The 16,436-nt window shown below is 72.6% G+C and carries 14 protein-coding genes; 4 read left to right on the forward strand and 10 right to left on the reverse strand.

Annotated features, from left to right (window positions below):
• Positions 1-133 precede the first annotated feature (133 nt).
• The 4 genes from AC0680_RS25495 to AC0680_RS25510 all read right to left on the reverse strand — a co-directional run bounded on the left by AC0680_RS25495 (position 134) and on the right by AC0680_RS25510 (position 4,755).
• The gene (locus tag AC0680_RS25495; protein WP_478632824.1) at positions 134-1,198 is read right to left on the reverse strand and encodes a S1 family peptidase; all 1,065 of its coding nucleotides are present in this window, start codon (positions 1,196-1,198) and stop codon (positions 134-136) included.
• Between the two features lie 399 nt (positions 1,199-1,597).
• Positions 1,598-2,560: a slipin family protein gene (locus tag AC0680_RS25500; protein WP_478632827.1), complete on the reverse strand. Its 963-nt coding sequence runs from the start codon at positions 2,558-2,560 to the stop codon at positions 1,598-1,600.
• Positions 2,561-2,791: 231 nt separating this feature from the next.
• Positions 2,792-3,700, reverse strand: a complete 909-nt coding sequence (locus AC0680_RS25505) for a S1 family peptidase (RefSeq protein ID WP_478632830.1) — start codon at positions 3,698-3,700, stop codon at positions 2,792-2,794.
• A gap of 269 nt (positions 3,701-3,969) precedes the next feature.
• Positions 3,970-4,755 (reverse strand): DUF1684 domain-containing protein, encoded by a 786-nt coding sequence (locus AC0680_RS25510; RefSeq protein ID WP_478632833.1) that lies wholly within the window; start codon positions 4,753-4,755, stop codon positions 3,970-3,972.
• Between the two features lie 267 nt (positions 4,756-5,022).
• Between AC0680_RS25510 and AC0680_RS25515 the strand changes: the two genes are divergently transcribed.
• Positions 5,023-5,847 (forward strand): ABC transporter substrate-binding protein, encoded by an 825-nt coding sequence (locus tag AC0680_RS25515; RefSeq protein ID WP_478632944.1) that lies wholly within the window; start codon positions 5,023-5,025, stop codon positions 5,845-5,847.
• A 246-nt stretch (positions 5,848-6,093) separates the two neighbouring features.
• A complete protein-coding gene (locus AC0680_RS25520; RefSeq protein WP_384435803.1) occupies positions 6,094-6,546 on the forward strand; it encodes a cell division protein SepF in 453 nt (150 codons plus the stop codon).
• Between the two features lie 12 nt (positions 6,547-6,558).
• Here the strand turns inward: AC0680_RS25520 and AC0680_RS25525 are convergent, their stop codons facing one another.
• Positions 6,559-7,764 (reverse strand): acyl-CoA dehydrogenase family protein, encoded by a 1,206-nt coding sequence (locus AC0680_RS25525; protein ID WP_478632836.1) that lies wholly within the window; start codon positions 7,762-7,764, stop codon positions 6,559-6,561.
• A gap of 117 nt (positions 7,765-7,881) precedes the next feature.
• A complete protein-coding gene (locus AC0680_RS25530) occupies positions 7,882-9,525 on the reverse strand; it encodes an MFS transporter (RefSeq protein WP_478632839.1) in 1,644 nt (547 codons plus the stop codon).
• A 210-nt stretch (positions 9,526-9,735) separates the two neighbouring features.
• On the opposite strand from AC0680_RS25530, the gene AC0680_RS25535 reads away from it, so the two are divergent.
• Entirely contained in the window at positions 9,736-10,929 is a 1,194-nt protein-coding gene (locus tag AC0680_RS25535) for a hypothetical protein (RefSeq protein WP_478632841.1), read from the forward strand.
• A 286-nt stretch (positions 10,930-11,215) separates the two neighbouring features.
• Positions 11,216-12,253, forward strand: a complete 1,038-nt coding sequence (locus AC0680_RS25540) for a phosphatase PAP2 family protein (RefSeq protein ID WP_478632843.1) — start codon at positions 11,216-11,218, stop codon at positions 12,251-12,253.
• Between the two features lie 108 nt (positions 12,254-12,361).
• Here the strand turns inward: AC0680_RS25540 and AC0680_RS25545 are convergent, their stop codons facing one another.
• The 4 genes from AC0680_RS25545 to AC0680_RS25560 all read right to left on the reverse strand — a co-directional run bounded on the left by AC0680_RS25545 (position 12,362) and on the right by AC0680_RS25560 (position 16,332).
• Positions 12,362-12,577, reverse strand: coding sequence for an I78 family peptidase inhibitor (locus tag AC0680_RS25545; protein WP_384439686.1), 216 nt, complete (start codon positions 12,575-12,577; stop codon positions 12,362-12,364).
• A 411-nt stretch (positions 12,578-12,988) separates the two neighbouring features.
• A complete protein-coding gene (locus tag AC0680_RS25550; RefSeq protein WP_478632846.1) occupies positions 12,989-14,002 on the reverse strand; it encodes a helix-turn-helix transcriptional regulator in 1,014 nt (337 codons plus the stop codon).
• 90 nt (positions 14,003-14,092) lie between these two features.
• Positions 14,093-15,082, reverse strand: coding sequence for a hypothetical protein (locus tag AC0680_RS25555; RefSeq protein ID WP_478632848.1), 990 nt, complete (start codon positions 15,080-15,082; stop codon positions 14,093-14,095).
• Positions 15,079-16,332: a glycosyltransferase family 4 protein gene (locus tag AC0680_RS25560; protein WP_478632851.1), complete on the reverse strand. Its 1,254-nt coding sequence runs from the start codon at positions 16,330-16,332 to the stop codon at positions 15,079-15,081. The genes AC0680_RS25555 and AC0680_RS25560 overlap by 4 nt, the downstream gene beginning before the upstream one ends.
• Positions 16,333-16,436 lie beyond the last annotated feature (104 nt).

Below are 16,436 nucleotides of genomic sequence, written 5' to 3' on the forward strand. Positions count from 1 at the left end.
CCCCCCCCGCCAACCCCCCTCCCCCCCCCCCCCCCCCCCCCCCCCCCCCCCCCCCGCGCCCCCCCCCCCCCCCCCCCCCCCCCCCCCCCCCCCCCCCCCGCTGCCATGCCGTGGGCACGGCGCGCCGTACCTGTCAGCCGATCTGCGCGCCGTAGGCCTCCAGGGCCTCCGGCACCGGCTGGAAGAAGGTCTCGCCGCCACCGGAGCAGTCGCCGCTGCCGCCGGAGGTGAGGCCGAGCGCGGACTCGCCGTCGAAGAGCGCGCCGCCGCTGTCGCCGGGCTCGGCGCAGACGTCGGTCTGGATCAGGCCCTCGACGGTGCCCTCCTGGTAGTTGACGGTGGCGTTCAGCGCCTTGACGGTGCCGTCGTGCACCTGGGTGGTGCTGCCACTGCGCTGCACCTTCTCGCCGACGGTGGCCTCCGCGGCCTTGGTGATCTTCTGCGTGCTGCCGTTGTAGAGGTCGACCTCGCTGGGGTGCGCGGTGTCACCCGTGTACTTGGCGATGGAGTAGTCGTCACCGGGGAAGCTGGACTTCTCGGTGGTCGCGATCTCCGAGCCGCCCTGCTTGTCCGACCAGCTCTGGACGGCGTTGCCGCAGTGGCCGGCCGTCAGGAAGTAGGGCTGGCCGTCCTTGACGACGTTGAAGCCGAGCGAGCAGCGGGCGCCGCTGCCCCAGATCGCGTCGCCACCGCCGATGAAGGGGGTGAACTCGCCCTTGCTGCGGCGGAGTTCGACCTTGTCGCCGAGGGACTTGGCCACCTGTGCGAGGCGGTCCAGCTCGGCGCCCTTGACCGTGCGGTCGGCGGTCACCACGACCTTGTTGCTCCGCGGATCGATGCCCCAGGAGGTCCCGGGGATGGTCGCCTTGGACTTCAGCGTCTGCCGGGCCGAGTCGAGCTGGGCCAGCGTGTGCTTGACGAGTCTGGCCTCTGCGCCCTTGGACCGTACGGTCTCGGCCGCCGCCTGGCTGACGACGTTGACCACCAGCTTCTCGGCCTTGGCGTCGTAGAACGCCCCGGCCGTGCCGGTCTTGAGCTGGGACGCCAGGGTGGTCGCCGCGGCGGAGCTCAGCTTGGCCACCGTGGGGGCGGGGGCCGCGTTGGCGTTGGCCAGGGTGACGGTGGCGGTGGCGGCGAGCGCGAGCGCTCCCGCGGCCGCCACTACGGCGCGCCGGTTGGGTATGCGTCGGTGCTTCAACTCAGAGCCTCCCGTGGGGGGACGGGCCCGGACTGTGGGGAGTGGCACGGGCCCGGAGAGTGAGGTTCGGGACACGGATGGATCCGCCCCGCGGAGCAGCGCCTCGGGGGAGTCGCGTCCATGCCAACGTGCGGAGCCGAGTATTCCCATCCGTCTCACTCGTGCACAAGACCGAGTTCCGGTCTCACGTCCGGGAGTTCACGTTTTCATCACATCGCCGCCACACCGATATCCGCGCACTCCGATCCTGAGTGCGGACATCAGCGGGCATGCGGGGATCGCGGCGGTGCGCGAAGTGTGAGGACCGCGTCTGGCCGGAAAAGAGCCCCCTCCGACGAGGAGAGGGGGCCTGGGCGCCGCCCGTCCGACGGGAGCGTGACTACGGGCGCGCGCTACCGCTCACGGCAGCTCCTCCGCCTCCGGGAGCTCCTCCAGCCGCGCCGACAGCACACGGTCGGCCTCGGCGTCGAGGCCGCCCGCGACGGGCGGGCGCGACTCCTCGGCGGGCGGGCGCGGCTCCTTCGGGGCGGCCCCGGTGGCCGGCTGCCGCGCGCTCTCCCGCCCGGCCGCCGCCTCGGCCTGCGCGGTCTGCGCCTGGGCCTGCAGCCCGGAGCGCTCCAGGAACCGCAGCAGCTCCACGGGGAAGGGCAGGACCAGGGTGGAGTTCTTCTCGGCGGCGACCGCCACCACGGTCTGCAGCAGCCGCAGTTGCAGGGCGGCGGGCTGGTCGGACATCGCCGCGGCGGCCTCGGCCAGCTTCCTGGAGGCCTGCAGCTCGGCGTCGGCGTTGATCACCCGGGCGCGCCGGTCCCGGGTCGCCTCCGCCTGGCGGGCCATCGAGCGCTTCATCGTCTCCGGCAGCGAGACGTCCTTGATCTCCACCCGGTCGACGGTGACTCCCCAGCCGATGGCCGGGCTGTCCATCATCAGCTCCAGCCCCTGGTTGAGCTTCTCGCGGTTCGACAGCAGATCGTCCAGTTCGCTCTTGCCGATGATCGACCGCAGCGAGGTCTGGGCCATCTGGGAGACCGCGAAGCGGTAGTCCTCGACCCGGACGACCGCGTCGGCGGCGTCCACGACCTTGAAGTAGACCACCGCGTCGACCCGGACCGTGACGTTGTCGCGGGTGATGCCCTCCTGGGCGGGCACCGGCATCGTGACGATCTGCATGTTGACCTTACGCATCCGGTCGATGCCCGGAATGATCATGGTGAAGCCCGGTTCCCGCACCGCGGACGCCAGCCGCCCCAGCCGGAGCACCACCCCGCGTTCGTACTGCTTGACCACTCGCGCCGCGGCGATGAAGTACACCGCACCGGCGCAGGCCAGCCCCACCCCCGCCGTCACCAGTTCTTCGACCATCACGGCTCCCTGATGTGTGCCGTATGCCGTCCGATTCGGGCTTGCTTTCCATGGTATGCCCGGCCCGGAGGGGGGTCGAGGCGCGCGGCGGACGCGGTCGGGCCCCGTCCTTCCCCAAGCTCTCGACTTCGCTCGAGCAGGGGAGACCCCAACGCGGACGGGGGCCACGCACCGCCGGAACCCAGGCCTGGGTTCCGGCGGTGCGCAGGAACGGAGATCAGCCGGTCGGCGTCAGTAGACGCTCACGCCGTACGCGCTGAGCGCCTCGGTGACGGGCTGGAAGAAGGTGGTGCCGCCGGACGTGCAGTCGCCGCTGCCGCCGGAGGTGAGGCCGAGCGCCTTGGTCCCGGAGTAGAGGGGGCCGCCGCTGTCGCCGGGTTCGGCGCAGACGGTGGTCTGGATGAGTCCGGAGACGATGTCGCCGCCGCCGTAGTTGACGGTGGCGTTCAGCGCGGTGACCTTGCCGCTGTGGGTGCCGGTGGTCGAGCCGCGGCGGGTGACCGTCTGGCCGACGCTCGGGGTGCCGGCGCTGGTGATGTCCTGGCTGCCGACCGTCCCGGGGTGGGCCACGGAGGTGTTGGTGTACTTCACGATGCCGTAGTCGTTGCCCGGGAAGCTGGATCCCGCGGTCGGGCCGATGCTCGTGGTGTGCGAGGAGTTGGTGTACCACGGCGGATTGCCGTCGGTGCAGTGACCGGCCGTCAGCAGGTAGTAGGTGCTGCCGCTGCGGACGTTGAAGCCCAGCGAGCAGCGCCAGCTGGGGGCGTAGATGGCGTCGCCGCCGGAGACGAACTTGCGGAAGGTGCCCGCGATCCGGTCGATGCGGACCGCCGCGGCGTTGCCGCCCGCGGCCCGCTCGATCTTGGCGATCTCGGCCTGGGAGACGGTGCGGTCGGCGGTGACGACCAGGGTGCGGGTCGCACTGTCGACCCGCCAGGCGGTGCCGGCGATGTCCGCGGCGCGTACCGCGTTGCCGGCGGCCGTGAGCTGGGCGGCGCTGAACGTCTTGGCGGGGGCGGGGTTCTGGGCGTTGGCGGTCGGGATGGCGATGGCCCCGACGGCCACCAGTCCGGACGCCACGGCGATCAGCCGGGTGCGTCTCGCTACGCCGCTGCGGGGGGTGGTGCGCTCGTTCCTCACTGATTCCTCCGAGGGGGATCGGGGGGCCGCGGGTGAGCGGCCCGGTGAGGCGCAGCCGAAGGGCACGCGGGAATCCGCACGTTCGTTTCAGCGTGCCCCTGACAAGCGCTGAGCGGAGTTTCGGGCGCCCCGCCCCCGCCGCGCAAGAGGGCGTCACGAATGTTTCGTCCCGGCACCCGCCGCGCCACCGCCCCCAACACGCCGCCCCGGCAGCCTCGTTGACGGCTGCCGGGGCGGTGCTGACCCCCTCGGTCGGGCGATGGGACGAATCAGTGGACGATTCGGTTCCGCTCCCCCGCGCGCAGCGCGATCGGCAGGGTGTTGCCGGGCGGCGGGAAGGGGCACAGGAAGTGGTCGGCGAACGCGCACGGCGGCAGCAGGGTGCGGTTGAAGTCGACGGTGACGGTGCCGTCCTCGGCGGGGGCGGGCGGCCGCAGAAAGCGGAAGCGGTAGCTGTCGGTGCCGCTGGTGTCGTCGGCGAGCACCGCCCACAGGGAGCCGTCGCCCTCGACCGCGACCTGGAGGGTGTGCTCGTCCCCCGCCACGGTGAAGGCGAGTTCACCGGCGAGCCCGAGGCCGCGCCGCTGTCCGTCGGCGTGCGGGACACGGACCGTGCGGCCCTGCGCGTACGGGCGGAACAGTCCCGGCCGCACCCAGCGCTCGTCGTACTCGTAGACCTCGATCCCGGCGAAGGCGCGGCGGGCGGCCGCGTCCGGATCGTAGTCGCGCACCGCCCACCGGTCCTCGCGCCGCAGCACCAGCAGATGGCGCTCGCCCACCGCCACCCGGGTGGCGGTGGGGTCGCCGTCCTGTCCGAGGTGGAACTCACCGTCCGCCGGCTCGCCGTCGACGGTGAGACCGTCCCCGGCCGCGGCCCGCAGCACGACCCCGTCGCCCTGCTCGGTCCAGATGCCCGGCAGACCCTCGATCCGGCCGTCGGGGTGGTCGGCCAGCCAGTGCGCCCCGGTCAGGGCGAGCGGGCCGTAGGGGCCGGAGACGGCGGCGACGCGCCGGGCGTGCCAGTCCCGCCACTCCTGGGGTGCGTGGGTGCTCATGGCCGTCCACCCTTGCATACGCCGGGCGCCCGGCGAGCGCACCGGGCGCCGGCCGGCCGGCGGTGCCAGGGCGGGGCGACCTGCGGGGCTCCCGGGCGGCGGCGGTGCATCGAAGTGCTCCTCATCCTCAAAGGACCTTGGCGAGAAAGGACTTGGTGCGCTCATGCGCGGGTGGTCGAGGACCTCGGTGGGCGGGCCCTGCTCGACGATCCGTCCGTCGTCCATGAAGACGACGGTGTCGGCGACCTCGCGGGCGAAGCCGATCTCATGGGTGACGACGATCATGGTGGTTCCCTGGTGCGCCAGGTCCTTGATGACGTCGAGCGCACCGAAGCGCTTGCGGACCGAACGGACCTCGACCATCGCGGTCCGCCGTACGGGAGCGTGGGCACCCCGCCCGGCGCCACGTACCTGCCCGACGGCAGGACGCCGGCCGGTCAGGACATCGACTTCGCCGACGCGGTCGGCAAGGTCCTCGGCCTGCGCATCGACCGCGAGGTGGCGAGCTTCGAGGCGATCCTGCCGGCCCTGGGCAGCGGCAAGTACGACGTGGGCACCGGCAACTTCGGCGTCACCGACGAGCGCCGCCGGACCATCGACTTCGTCACCTACGTCAACGACGGCCAGGGCTTCGCGGCCCGCGAGGACAGCCCGCTGAAGAAGGTCACCTCGCTGCGGCAGCTGTGCGGGCTGACGGTCGCCACCGGCGCCGGCACCACCTTCGAGGCGACACTGGAGGCGAACAAGCAGCAGTGCGCCAAGGCCGGCGAACGGCCGTACGACGTCAAGACCTACGCCGAGCAGGGCGCGCCGTGGATCTCGCTGCAGCAGGGTCGCAGCGACGTGGTGATGAGCACCGTCAACGGGCTGCGCTACGCCGTCGGCCGGCAGCCGGGCCTGCGGTTCCTCAACGAGTTCAAACGGCTCGACGTGGGCTTCGCGTTCAAGAAGGGCACCCCGCCGGCGCCGGCCTTCCAGGCCGCGGTCAACCGGCTGCGCAAGGACGGCACCTACGACCGGATCCTGAAGAAGTGGGGCACCGGCGCCTCGGCGATCACGACGTCGCAGATCAGCCCACCGGAGATCAAGTGAGCCGCACGCCCCTCGCGCATCAGCCAATTGCCGACATCACTCGACATCACTCGATCGGGTACCGACCGTGATGTTCTTCATACTGTCAGTTCCCTTACAGGGCGCGGAAGCTGATGGCGCGCCACCCTCTTTGCACCAGATGTGTCACGAACCCCCCGTGCGGCGGCTATCCACTTGGCACACCCTCCGCCTCATGGACGACGATAGGGGCGGACACGCAGACACCGCGGGTGAGAGGAGGCGTCAATGGGATCGGTGCGCAAGGCGAGTGCCTGGCTTGGCCTCGTCGACGACAGTGATGACGAGCGCTACTACGACGACGACTACGCCGAGGGACCCCATGCCGGTGACTCGGGCGGCAGCAGCCCCTGGGTGACCGACCCCCGGGTCCGGGTGGCCGACGCGACCGCCCAGGACCAGGGGACCCGCATCGCCACGGTCACCCCGGAGAGCTTCCGGGACGCCCGCGGCATCGGCGAGCTCTTCCGGGACGGCGTCCCGGTGATCGTCAATCTGACGTCCATGGAGCCCGCCGACGCCAAGCGCGTGGTGGACTTCGCGGCCGGCCTGACCTTCGGCCTGCGCGGATCGATCGAGCGGGTGGCCACCCGGGTCTTCCTGCTCACCCCCGCCGACTACAAGGTGCTCAGCGGAGAGACCCACGACCACCGCAACGGCGGATTCTTCAACCAGAGTTAGGGGCGGGGCCGCTCACCGGAAGGCGTCCAGGCCGGTGAGCGCCTTGCCCAGCACCAGCTGGTGCATCTCGACGGTGCCCTCGTAGGTGAGCACCGATTCGAGGTTGGTCGCGTGCCGCATGACGGGGTACTCCAGCGAGATGCCGTTGGCGCCGAGGATCGTGCGCGCCGTGCGGCAGATCTCGATCGCCTCCCGCACGTTGTTCAGCTTGCCGAAGCTGATCTGCTCGGGGCGCAGCCGCCCCGCGTCCATCCGCAGCCCCAGATGGTGGGCCAGCAGGATCCCCTTGTGCAGTTCGACGGCCATGTCGGCGAGCTTGGCCTGGGTGAGCTGGAAGCCGCCGATCGGCTTGCCGAACTGCTCCCGGACCTTCGCATAGTCCAGCGCCGCCTCGAAACTGGCGCGTGCGGCGCCCATGGAGCCCCACACGATGCCGTAGCGGGCGTGGCTGAGGCAGCCGAGCGGGCCGCGCAGGCCGGTGACCTCGGGGAGCACCGCATCGGCCGGCAGCCGTACGTCCTCCAGCACGAGTTCGCTGGTCACCGAGGCGCGCAGGGACCACTTGTGCTTGATCTCCGGGGTGGACAAGCCCGGGGTGCCGGCCGGGACCACGAAGCCCCGGATGCCCTCGTCGGTCCCGGCCCAGACCACCGCGACACCGGCCACCGAGCCGTTGGTGATCCACATCTTGCGCCCGTTGAGCACCCAGTCCGTGCCCGCGCGCTTGGCGTGTGTGCGCATCCCCGCGGGGTCGGAGCCGTGGTCCGGTTCGGTCAGGCCGAAGCAGCCGATCACCTCGCCGGACGCCATCCGGGGCAGCCACTGCTGCTTCTGCTCCTCGGAGCCGAAGCGCCAGATGGCGTACATGGCGAGCGAGCCCTGGACGGAGACCAGCGAACGGATGCCGGAGTCGGCGGCCTCCAGCTCCAGGCAGGCCAGTCCGTACTGGACGGCGGAGGCGCCGGCGCAGCCGTAGCCCTTCAGGGACATCCCCAGCGCGCCGATCGAGCCGAGCTCGCGGGCCAGTTCGCGGATACCGGGCAGCTCGCCCGCCTCGTACCACTGGGCGATGTGCGGCAGGACGCGGTCGGCGGCCCACCGGCGGACGGTGTCGCGGACCGCACGGTCCTCGTCGGTGAGCAGATCGTCGATGCCCAGGGGGTCGCCGGGGTCGAATGGCGGGACCGTCGAGGACTGTGCGGACGGCTGTGCGGACATGGCGGGCCTCCGGCGGGGTTCAGCGCTCGCGCGAAAAACTAGCAGTGGTAGTTATAGCGCGTCCGACGGTACGGCCCGGGGTGCCGCGCGGCAAGGGTCACCGCCGCGCGGTGCGGTTCAGCTGCCGGACCTCGCCGGGGCGGGCTCGCCGGCGCCCGACACCGCGCCCTCGCCCTGGGCACTGTCGCCCTCGGTCTCCGCCCGCTCCGTGGAATCCGCGGCCCGGCGCGGCAGCCGCAGCGCGATCGCGGCGCCAACCAGCAGCAGCAGCGCGCTGGCGACGAGGGTGACGTGCAGCCCGCGGACGAAGGAGTCGCGTGCGGCCTCCCGCAGCGCCTCCCGGGCGGCTCCGTCCAGGCCCGCGGCCACCTTGTAGGCCTCGCCCAGGGAGTGCGCGGCCGAGGCGGAGGCCTTGCCGGGGACGCCGTCGACATCCGCCAGGCCCGGGGCGTAGGCGGCGTTCATCACGCTGCCGAGCAGGGCGACACCGATGCCGGCGCCGAGCTGGTAGGAGGTCTCACCGATGGCGGCGGCGCCGCCGGACTGCTCCGCGGGGGCCTCGCTGAGCATCGATTCGTACGCCCCGAACAGCGTGGACTGGAAACCGAAGCCGAGCAGGACGAAGCCGCAGGCCAGCAGCCAGGGGCGGTCCTGGCTGCTCATCGCGGTCAGACACAGCACGGCGACGGCGGTCAGCACGAAGCCGAGCGAGACCATCGCACGCGGGCCGAGGGCCTGCAGCATCTTCGAGCCGGTCAGGCCGGCGGCCATCGCCGCGAAGACCAGCGGCAGCATCCGCAGCCCGGTCTCCAGAGGGCTGAGGCCGAGCACCAGCTGGAGGTACTGGACGGCGATCAGCTGCAGGCCCACCAGCGCGAGCATGGCCAGCACGATGCAGCCGACGGAGGTGCCGAACGCGGGCCGGGAGAACAGCCGCATGTCGATCAGCGGGTGCGCGCGCCGGCGCTGGCGTCGTACGAAGAGGATCAGCAGCAGGGCGCCGAGGACGATGGGCAGCAGCGTGGTCGGGCCCACCACGGCCATACCGCTGCCGATCCGCTTGACGCCGAGGACGATGCCCAGCACGCCGAGCGCCGCGACCACCGCGCCGATCACGTCCCAGGGGCCGTTGCGCTCACCGCGCGACTCCGGCAGCAGCCACCGGCCTATCAGCAGCATCGCGGCCATCATCGGGATGTTGATGAGGAAGACCGAGCCCCACCAGAAGTTCTCGACGAGGAAGCCGCCCAGGACCGGGCCGACCGCGGCGCCGACCGCGGCCACCGCGCTCCACACGCCGATGGCCACCGCGCGCTCGCGTCGGTCGGGGAAGACCTGCCGCAGGATCGACAGCGTCGCGGGCATGATCATCGCGCCGCCGATGCCGAGCAGGGCGCGGGCCACCATGAGGATCTGGGGGTTGGGCGCGAGCGCCGCGGCAGCGGAGGCCAGGCCGAAGAGGCCGTAGCCGAGCAGGAGGATGCGACGGCGGCCGACGCGATCACCGAGGGTGCCGAAGAGGATCAGCAGCGAGGCCGCGATCAGCGGATAGACATCCACGATCCAGAGCAGCTCGACCGGTCCCGGCCGCAGGTCCTCGGTGACGGAGGGCACGGCGACGTAGAGGATCGTGGTGTCCAGTGCGACGAAGAGCAGGCTGACGCACAGCACGATCAGCACGGTCCAGCGGTTCACACCGCCGCCTGAAAGCCGGGGAACACCAGCCGTCCGTCCACTGCCGGACGCGGTCGTCCCGGACATAGCACCTCCAGTCATGCTCTCGCGGCCATGGATCAGGGCGCGAAAAACGCCCCGGTGGAACCGGCGGCACGGGCGAGTTGAGACGTCAGACTACGCGAGTCACCGAACGTGCCGCGTGGCTCACCTCACGATGAGACGCTCATCGCAGCGCCGTCCGTTCCCCCACCCGCGGTCGGTGTACGTTCTTCGGCCACCTGGATAATCGTCCGGATGAACGACCTTGCCTCGGTCGGGGTTCCCGGCCGGATACTGCGCGAGGGCCCCGCCGTACGGGCCGCGCTGCGCCGAGCCGCGCCCGCGCTGGCCGCCTACGCGGCGATCCGGCTGCTCGGCCTGGCCGTGCTCGCCCTCTGGTCGGCCGCCGACGGCAAGAACTGGCACACCCTGCTGACCGCCCGCTGGGACTCCCTCTGGTACACCCGCGTCGCCGAGCAGGGCTACGGCTACGCCGTCCAGCTGCCCGGCGGCGACGTCCACTCCAACCTGGCGTTCTTCCCGCTGCTGCCGTGGCTGGAGCGGGGCCTGTCGGCGATCTCGCCGCTGTCGCCGGCCGACGCCGGGATGGCGGTGGCCTGGCTGGCGTCGCTGGGCGCGGCCTGGGCGCTGTACGCGACCGGTGAACGGCTGCACGGGCCGCGGGCCGGGGTCGCGCTGGCGGCGCTGTGGGCCGCGCTGCCGGTCGGCGTCGTGCAGTCGATGGCGTACTCCGAGTCGCTGTTCACCGCGCTCGCCGCCTGGAGCCTGTACTGCGTACTGACCGGGCGCTGGGTGAGCGCGGGGGTGCTGACGTCGCTGGCCGGGCTGACCCGGCCGGTGGGTGCGGCCGTGGTGGCGGCCGTGTGGATCACCGCGGTGGTCATCCTGCGCCAGGAGCGGGCCGGCGGTATGCGGCTGCGCACGGCACTGCGCCGGCACCGGGGAATGCTGACGGGCGTGCTGCTGGCGCCGCTCGGCTGGTGCGGCTACTTCCTGTGGGTGGGCGTGCGGCAGGGCTCGCCCACCGGCTATCTGGACGTCCAGGGCGGCTGGGGCAACGGCTTCGACGGCGGTGTCGCGTTCGGCGCCTTCGTGGCGGACCTGCTGTCGGGCCCCGCCCTCGCGGCCGGCCTCGCCCTGCTCGCCGGCGTCGGCCTGGTGGTCTGGCTGTATGTGCGCGGCGTACGACGGGGCCAGCCGCTGCCGCTGGCGGTCTACGGCGGGCTGGTACTGCTGCTCGCGCTGACCGCCAAGGGCTACTTCGGCTCCAAGCCGCGGCTGATGATGCCGGCCTATCCGCTGCTGCTGCCGCTGGCGGCGGGGCTCGCGGACTGGCGCCCGGGGCCGCGCCGGCTGCTCATCGGGCTGGTGGCCGCGGGCTCCGCGGTCTACGGGGCGTTCTGGCTGAACGGATCGGGACCCCCGTGATCATCTTCCGGTCACGCCGAGCGGAAGATCCCGCTCCGTGGTCCGCGCCCCGGGGGAAACATCACACGGCGCCCGGGCAAATGACGGATAAACTCCGCGGGAGAAAAGCAGATAAGGCGCTGAGCGCGCCGACACGAGAGTGTCCGGAAGGGATTGAGTATCGCTGTGAATTCACATCCAAATCCCTGAGACGAAGCCTCGTTTGAGACGCATTCCACATCACATCGTCATTACAAAGCGCACAGTTTGACCAAGCACCTACATCACACGCGGTAACGTCGATTGAGTGCGTACCGATGAGAAGCTCGACCAGATGGAGGAGCGCCCGACCGATCGCGCCCGGCCACCGCAGATGACCCGGACCCGCCAATGGCTGTTCGGCGGCACGCTGGCGGTGTACGCGGCGATCGTGGTCGGAGTGCTGACCACTTCGTGGCTGGTCGCCTTCGACTGGCAAGTCATGTTCTTCCGGCCGTACAAGCAGTGGCCGGAGATCCATGCCTTCCTCGACTACTTCGTGGTGCTGGGCCAGCGCGGCCCGACCGCGGTGGCGGTGGCGGCCTGGCTCGGCTGGCGCTGCTGGCGCCAGCGCAACCTCCACCCCCTGCTGGTGCTCGGCGCCTCGCTGCTGCTGCTCAACATCACCGTGGGAGCCGCCAAGCTCGGCATGAGCCGGCTCGGCCCGCACTACGCGACGACCGTCGGCGCCAACGAGATGTGGCTGGGCGGCGACATATTCCCCTCGGGCCACACCGCGAACGCCGTGGTCACCTGGGGCGTGCTCGCCTATCTGGCGACCACCCCGCTGCGCCGCCGCACGCTGTCGGTGATCGCCGCGCTGGGCGCGCTGGGCGTCGGCATGACGACCGTCTACCTCGGTACGCACTGGGTCAGCGATGTGCTGCTGGGCTGGGCCGCGGGGCTGCTGGTGCTGCTGGCGATGCCCTGGCTGGAGCCCGGCGTCACCTGGGTGGAGGACCGCCTCATGGGCATCCTGCTGCGGCTGTGGCTGCGGTTGCGCCCCGATTCGCTGCGCGGCCCGCTGCCGGCCGGTTCGCTGGCCCCGGGGGTCTCCCGCCAGCGCATCGCCCCCGACGGCGAGGTGCTCGTACGCGAGACGATCGGCGCCGGCACCGGCGGCCGCTCCGCCGGCCACGCCCCGGAGAGCTGGCCGCACCACCCGTCGCGCCCGTACACCATCCGCTCGGAGCGCACCCCGGTCACCCCGGCGGGCGGCAGCCGGCGGCCGCCGCACGCGGACCGCGTCCCGCGCACCACGCCGCTGAGCCCGACGTCCGGGCGCGGCCGCAACTCAGGCGGCTGACCGCCCCCCCCGACCGCGGGGCCGGTACGCACACCCCCACCCCGCAAGCCAAGGCCCCGGCCGCTCCCCTCTGGAGCGGCCGGGGCCTTGGTCGTCCGCGCGGGGCGCTCAGCCCTGCCAGCTGCGGTGCACCGCACCGTCCTCGACCTCGAAGTTGAGCCGGCCGGCGAGGTACTCCATGGTGATGATCGCGCCCGGCGGCAACGAGCGGACGGTGGTCCAGCCGCGCGCCCTGGCCCGCTCCTCGGCGTCCTGCCGGTCGAGGCCGACATACGCCCCGATGTCGTCCTGCGGGTTGTTCGGAAGGTTCGGTACATCAGACATGTCAGCCACCGTAGGCGCCCGTTCCGGCCCGCGGAAGGCCCGTCGGTCGCACACCTCGGTGTCTTTCCGGTCCGCCGATGGTCACACTTGTGTCACAGCATACGTTCGGGCGTTTGCCGGAACTTCCGTCACCCGTACGCGCCGTGCGATGGGGCAACCGGGTGGAATATAAAACCGCCCCAATTCCGCCTTGATCAAATACGGAACGAGCGCCTCCGCACCGGGCGACGCGACGCACACCGGTTCGGAAATCAACCCGCCGGCAACGACGGATTCCCTTTACCGGACGCCGTTTATCGACCGGACGAAAATTGGCCAACGAGACACACTCCGCACACATTTCCCGCACATCGCCCAGGGCGCCGCGCACCGCCCCTCCCCCGGCGTCCGTCCGTCGGCCCACCCCTCCGGCTACCGGCCCTCGGGCTCCGGATCCGCGCCGCCCCGCGGCCGGGCGGCGGGCGGCGCCGGCGACAGCGCCCGGGAGAGCCGGTCCCTGATCTCCCGGATGCCGGCCAGCAGCTCCGGCGGCTCACGGACCTCGAAGTCGAAGCCGGTCAGCACGAGGTGGACCACCATCGCCTCGAGGCTGTGCGCGCCGGTGCGCAGCAGGCAGTGCTGCTCGTCGACCGCCTCCAGCACCCCGGCGGACGGGCTGATGCGCGCCGCGGCCTCCTCGGCCGGGGCATGCAGCAGCACGGTGGCCCGCTCGGCGTACACGCGGGTGGAGACGCCCTGCGAGACATACCCGGCCAGGTCCTCGGCCGGTGGGGTGCGGGGCGGCACACGAGGGCCGTGCGGCGGCGTGAGGGTGATCCGGTCGGCACGGTAGGTGCGCCAGTCCGCGCGGTCGGCGTCCCAGGCGACGAGGTACCAGCGGCGCTGGGCGCAGACCAGGCGGTGCGGTTCGACGGTGCGGCGGGTGACCGTGCCGTCGTGCGCCTCGTACGCGAAGTGCAGGCACTGGGAGTCGCGGCAGGCGTGTGCGAGCTCGGTGAGGAGGCCCGGGTCCACCCGGGGGCCGCGGCCGCCGAGCATCGGGACGGTGAAGGCGTTCAGCGCGCCGACCCGGCGCCGCAGCCGGTGCGGCAGTACCTGTTCCAGCTTCGCCAGCGCCCGTACGGAGGTCTCCTCGATGCCCTCGACGCCGCCGGCGGCCGCCGTGCGCAGCCCGACGGCGACCGCCACCGCCTCCTCGTCGTCCAGCAGCAGCGGGGGGAGTTCGGCGCCGGCGCCGAGCCGGTAGCCGCCGGCCGTACCGGGCGCGGAGTGGACGGGGTAGCCCAGCTCGCGCAGCCGGTCGATGTCCCGGCGCACCGTGCGCGGGGTGACGTCGAGCCGGGCGGCGAGGTCGGGGCCGGACCACTCCCGGTGGGCCTGCAGCAGCGAGAGCAGGCGGAGCAGACGTGCCGAGGTCTCCAACATGCCCGGAGTCTCGCAGTGTTCGCGGACAGCCGCGGTCCGCGATGCCGCTGCGGGGACCGTCCGGTCCGGGGCCCCGCAGCGGACGCCCCGTCAGCTCCCGTCCGGTCCGGCGACCCGTACGGCCAGGTCGTTGTCGAGTGTGTAGTACGGGCCGACCCTGACCTGGCCGGCCGCGCACGGCACCGGCAGCGCCGGGTAGCTGAAGACCTGCTTCTTGTCCGCGACGTCGTCCAGCAGGCGGGCGATCCGGACCGGCCGGGCACCGTCGGCGGGGCGCAGCCACAGGTCCCAGGGTTCGCTGCCCCGCTCCCAGTGGGCGGCCAGTTCCGCGTAGGGCAGCGTGAAGCCGAACTCCGGGCCGTCCACGGTCAGCGGGACGGTGACGGCGGCCGGGACGTCGCCCGTCCGCCCGGGTATGCGCCGGGCGCGGGCCTCGGCCCGGGCGCCGGCGGCCGGGACGGCACCGTAGAGCCGGCCGGAGACCGTCATGCCGTCGGGCCCCACGAGGATGTCACCGGCCTCGGCGTGCGGTCCGCGCAGCCAGCTGCGCAGCGCGAGATTGCCGAACTTGGTCGCGTACGGGATCCGTACGCCGAGCCGTCCGATACCCGCGAGCGGACGGCGGTCCACCAGCGAGCGCAGATCGTTGACGCCCGGCAGCAGGCGCCGGGGGTCCTGGCCGTCGCCAAGGTCCGCGTAGGCGTTCCAGCGGCCCTCGGCGAGCGCGACGGTACTGGGCAGCACGGCGCGCAGCCGGCCGGCGCCGTTCGGGCCGAGCGGCAGCCGCACCTCGTCGTCCGCGCCGTCGCCGCCGCGCAGCCGCAGCACCAGCGCCGCGCTCCAGGCGGTCGGAGTGCCCTCGGGGGCGGTCAGATCGAAGGTGAGACCGCCCGCGGAGTCGGCGATGCAGTCCGCCCGCAGTTCGCCGGGCGCACTCGCCCCGCCGGCCCGTCCCCGCGGCGCGGCGGACCGCCGCTCGCCGCCGTCGCCGCCCGCGCCCGCGGCCGTGGGTTCCTGATCGATGGCGGCCGACTCCTTCGTCTCGTCTCCGGTCGCGGTCAACTGGCTCGACCCGGTCATGCCGTCCGCACCCCTCCCAGCACGGTGCGGGCCGCGTCCTTGGTGGCGTAGGCACCGCTGAGCAGCGCGCCCCGGGCGCGATGCAGCCCGCCACGCAGCCGGTTGGCCCGTCGGCGCGCCAGCAGCTCGTCGAAGAGGGCCTCATAGCGCCCGGCGACCCGGTCGGGGTCGAAACGGGCGGACGCGGCCAGCGCGGCGCGGCCCATGCGCTTGCGGGCGTCGTCGTCGTTGATCAGCGAGAGCAGCGAGCCGGCCATCGCCTGCGGGTCGCCGACCGGCACCAGCCTGCCGTCCACCCCGTCGGCGATGATCTCGCCGGGCCCGTGCGGGCAGTCCGTGGCCACGACCGGCAGACCGCACCGCATCGCCTCGACGATCGTCATCCCGAAGGACTCCAGGCTGGAGGAGACCGCGGCGATCGAGCCCTTGGCCCACTCGGGCTCCAAAGGGTTGGCCGGGCCCATCAGGAAGACGTGGTTGTACAGGCCGAGTTCGTCTATCAGAGCCCGCAGCGCGGCCTTCTCGGCCCCGCCGCCGTATATCCGCAGCCGCCAGTCGGGGCGCTCCGCGGCGACCTGCGCGAAGGCCCGGATGAGGACGTCGTAGCGCTTGACCCGGGCGAGCCGGCCGGCCGCGACCACCCACTTGCCGCTGCCGTCGCAGGGCGCGAGGGCGGGCGCGGGCACGCTGTTGGGCACCGCCTCGATGCGCACTCCGGGCAGTCGCAGCCCGCCGCGGTAGGCCCGGGCGTCGGCCTCGGTGACGGTGGTGACCGCGTCCAGGCGCGGATAGGCACCGCGCAGCGCCAGCTTGAGCGCCCGGCTGTGGGTGTCCAGGGTCAGGTGCTCCTGGCCGATGCGGACCGGCCCGCGGCGCGTCTGCCGGGCGATGTGCACATTGAGTCCGGGCCGGGTCCCGACCACCACGTCCGCCTCGGTGCGCCGCAGATGCTGGGCGATCCGGCGGTCGGTGAGCTCGCTGTACTGGGCGAAGCGGCCCTCGGCGGCGGGGAAGACCCTGGCGGGACGGGCGTGCGCGGGGTCTGCGCCGTCCGGGCCGGACTCCCGGACGTCCACGAGGTGCCGCAGCGCGACGCGGGGACCGAGGTCGAAGACCGGGGCGTCGCGGTGGCGCAGCACGGAGACGATCTCGACGTCGTGCCGCTCGGCGAGCGTGCGGGCCAGATTGAACGTCGTGCGGATCGTCCCCCCTATCCCGTATGCGTTGTGAATCAGGAATGAGATGTGCATCCGTCCCCGCGTCCCCTGGTCTTCCGGTCGTTCCCGCGCTGCCCGCGGACGACGTCGCACTCCCCTCCCGATGGCACGACGCGTCCTGTTCACTGCAGAGGAAG

Source organism: Streptomyces sp. NPDC043738 (assembly GCF_056436545.1).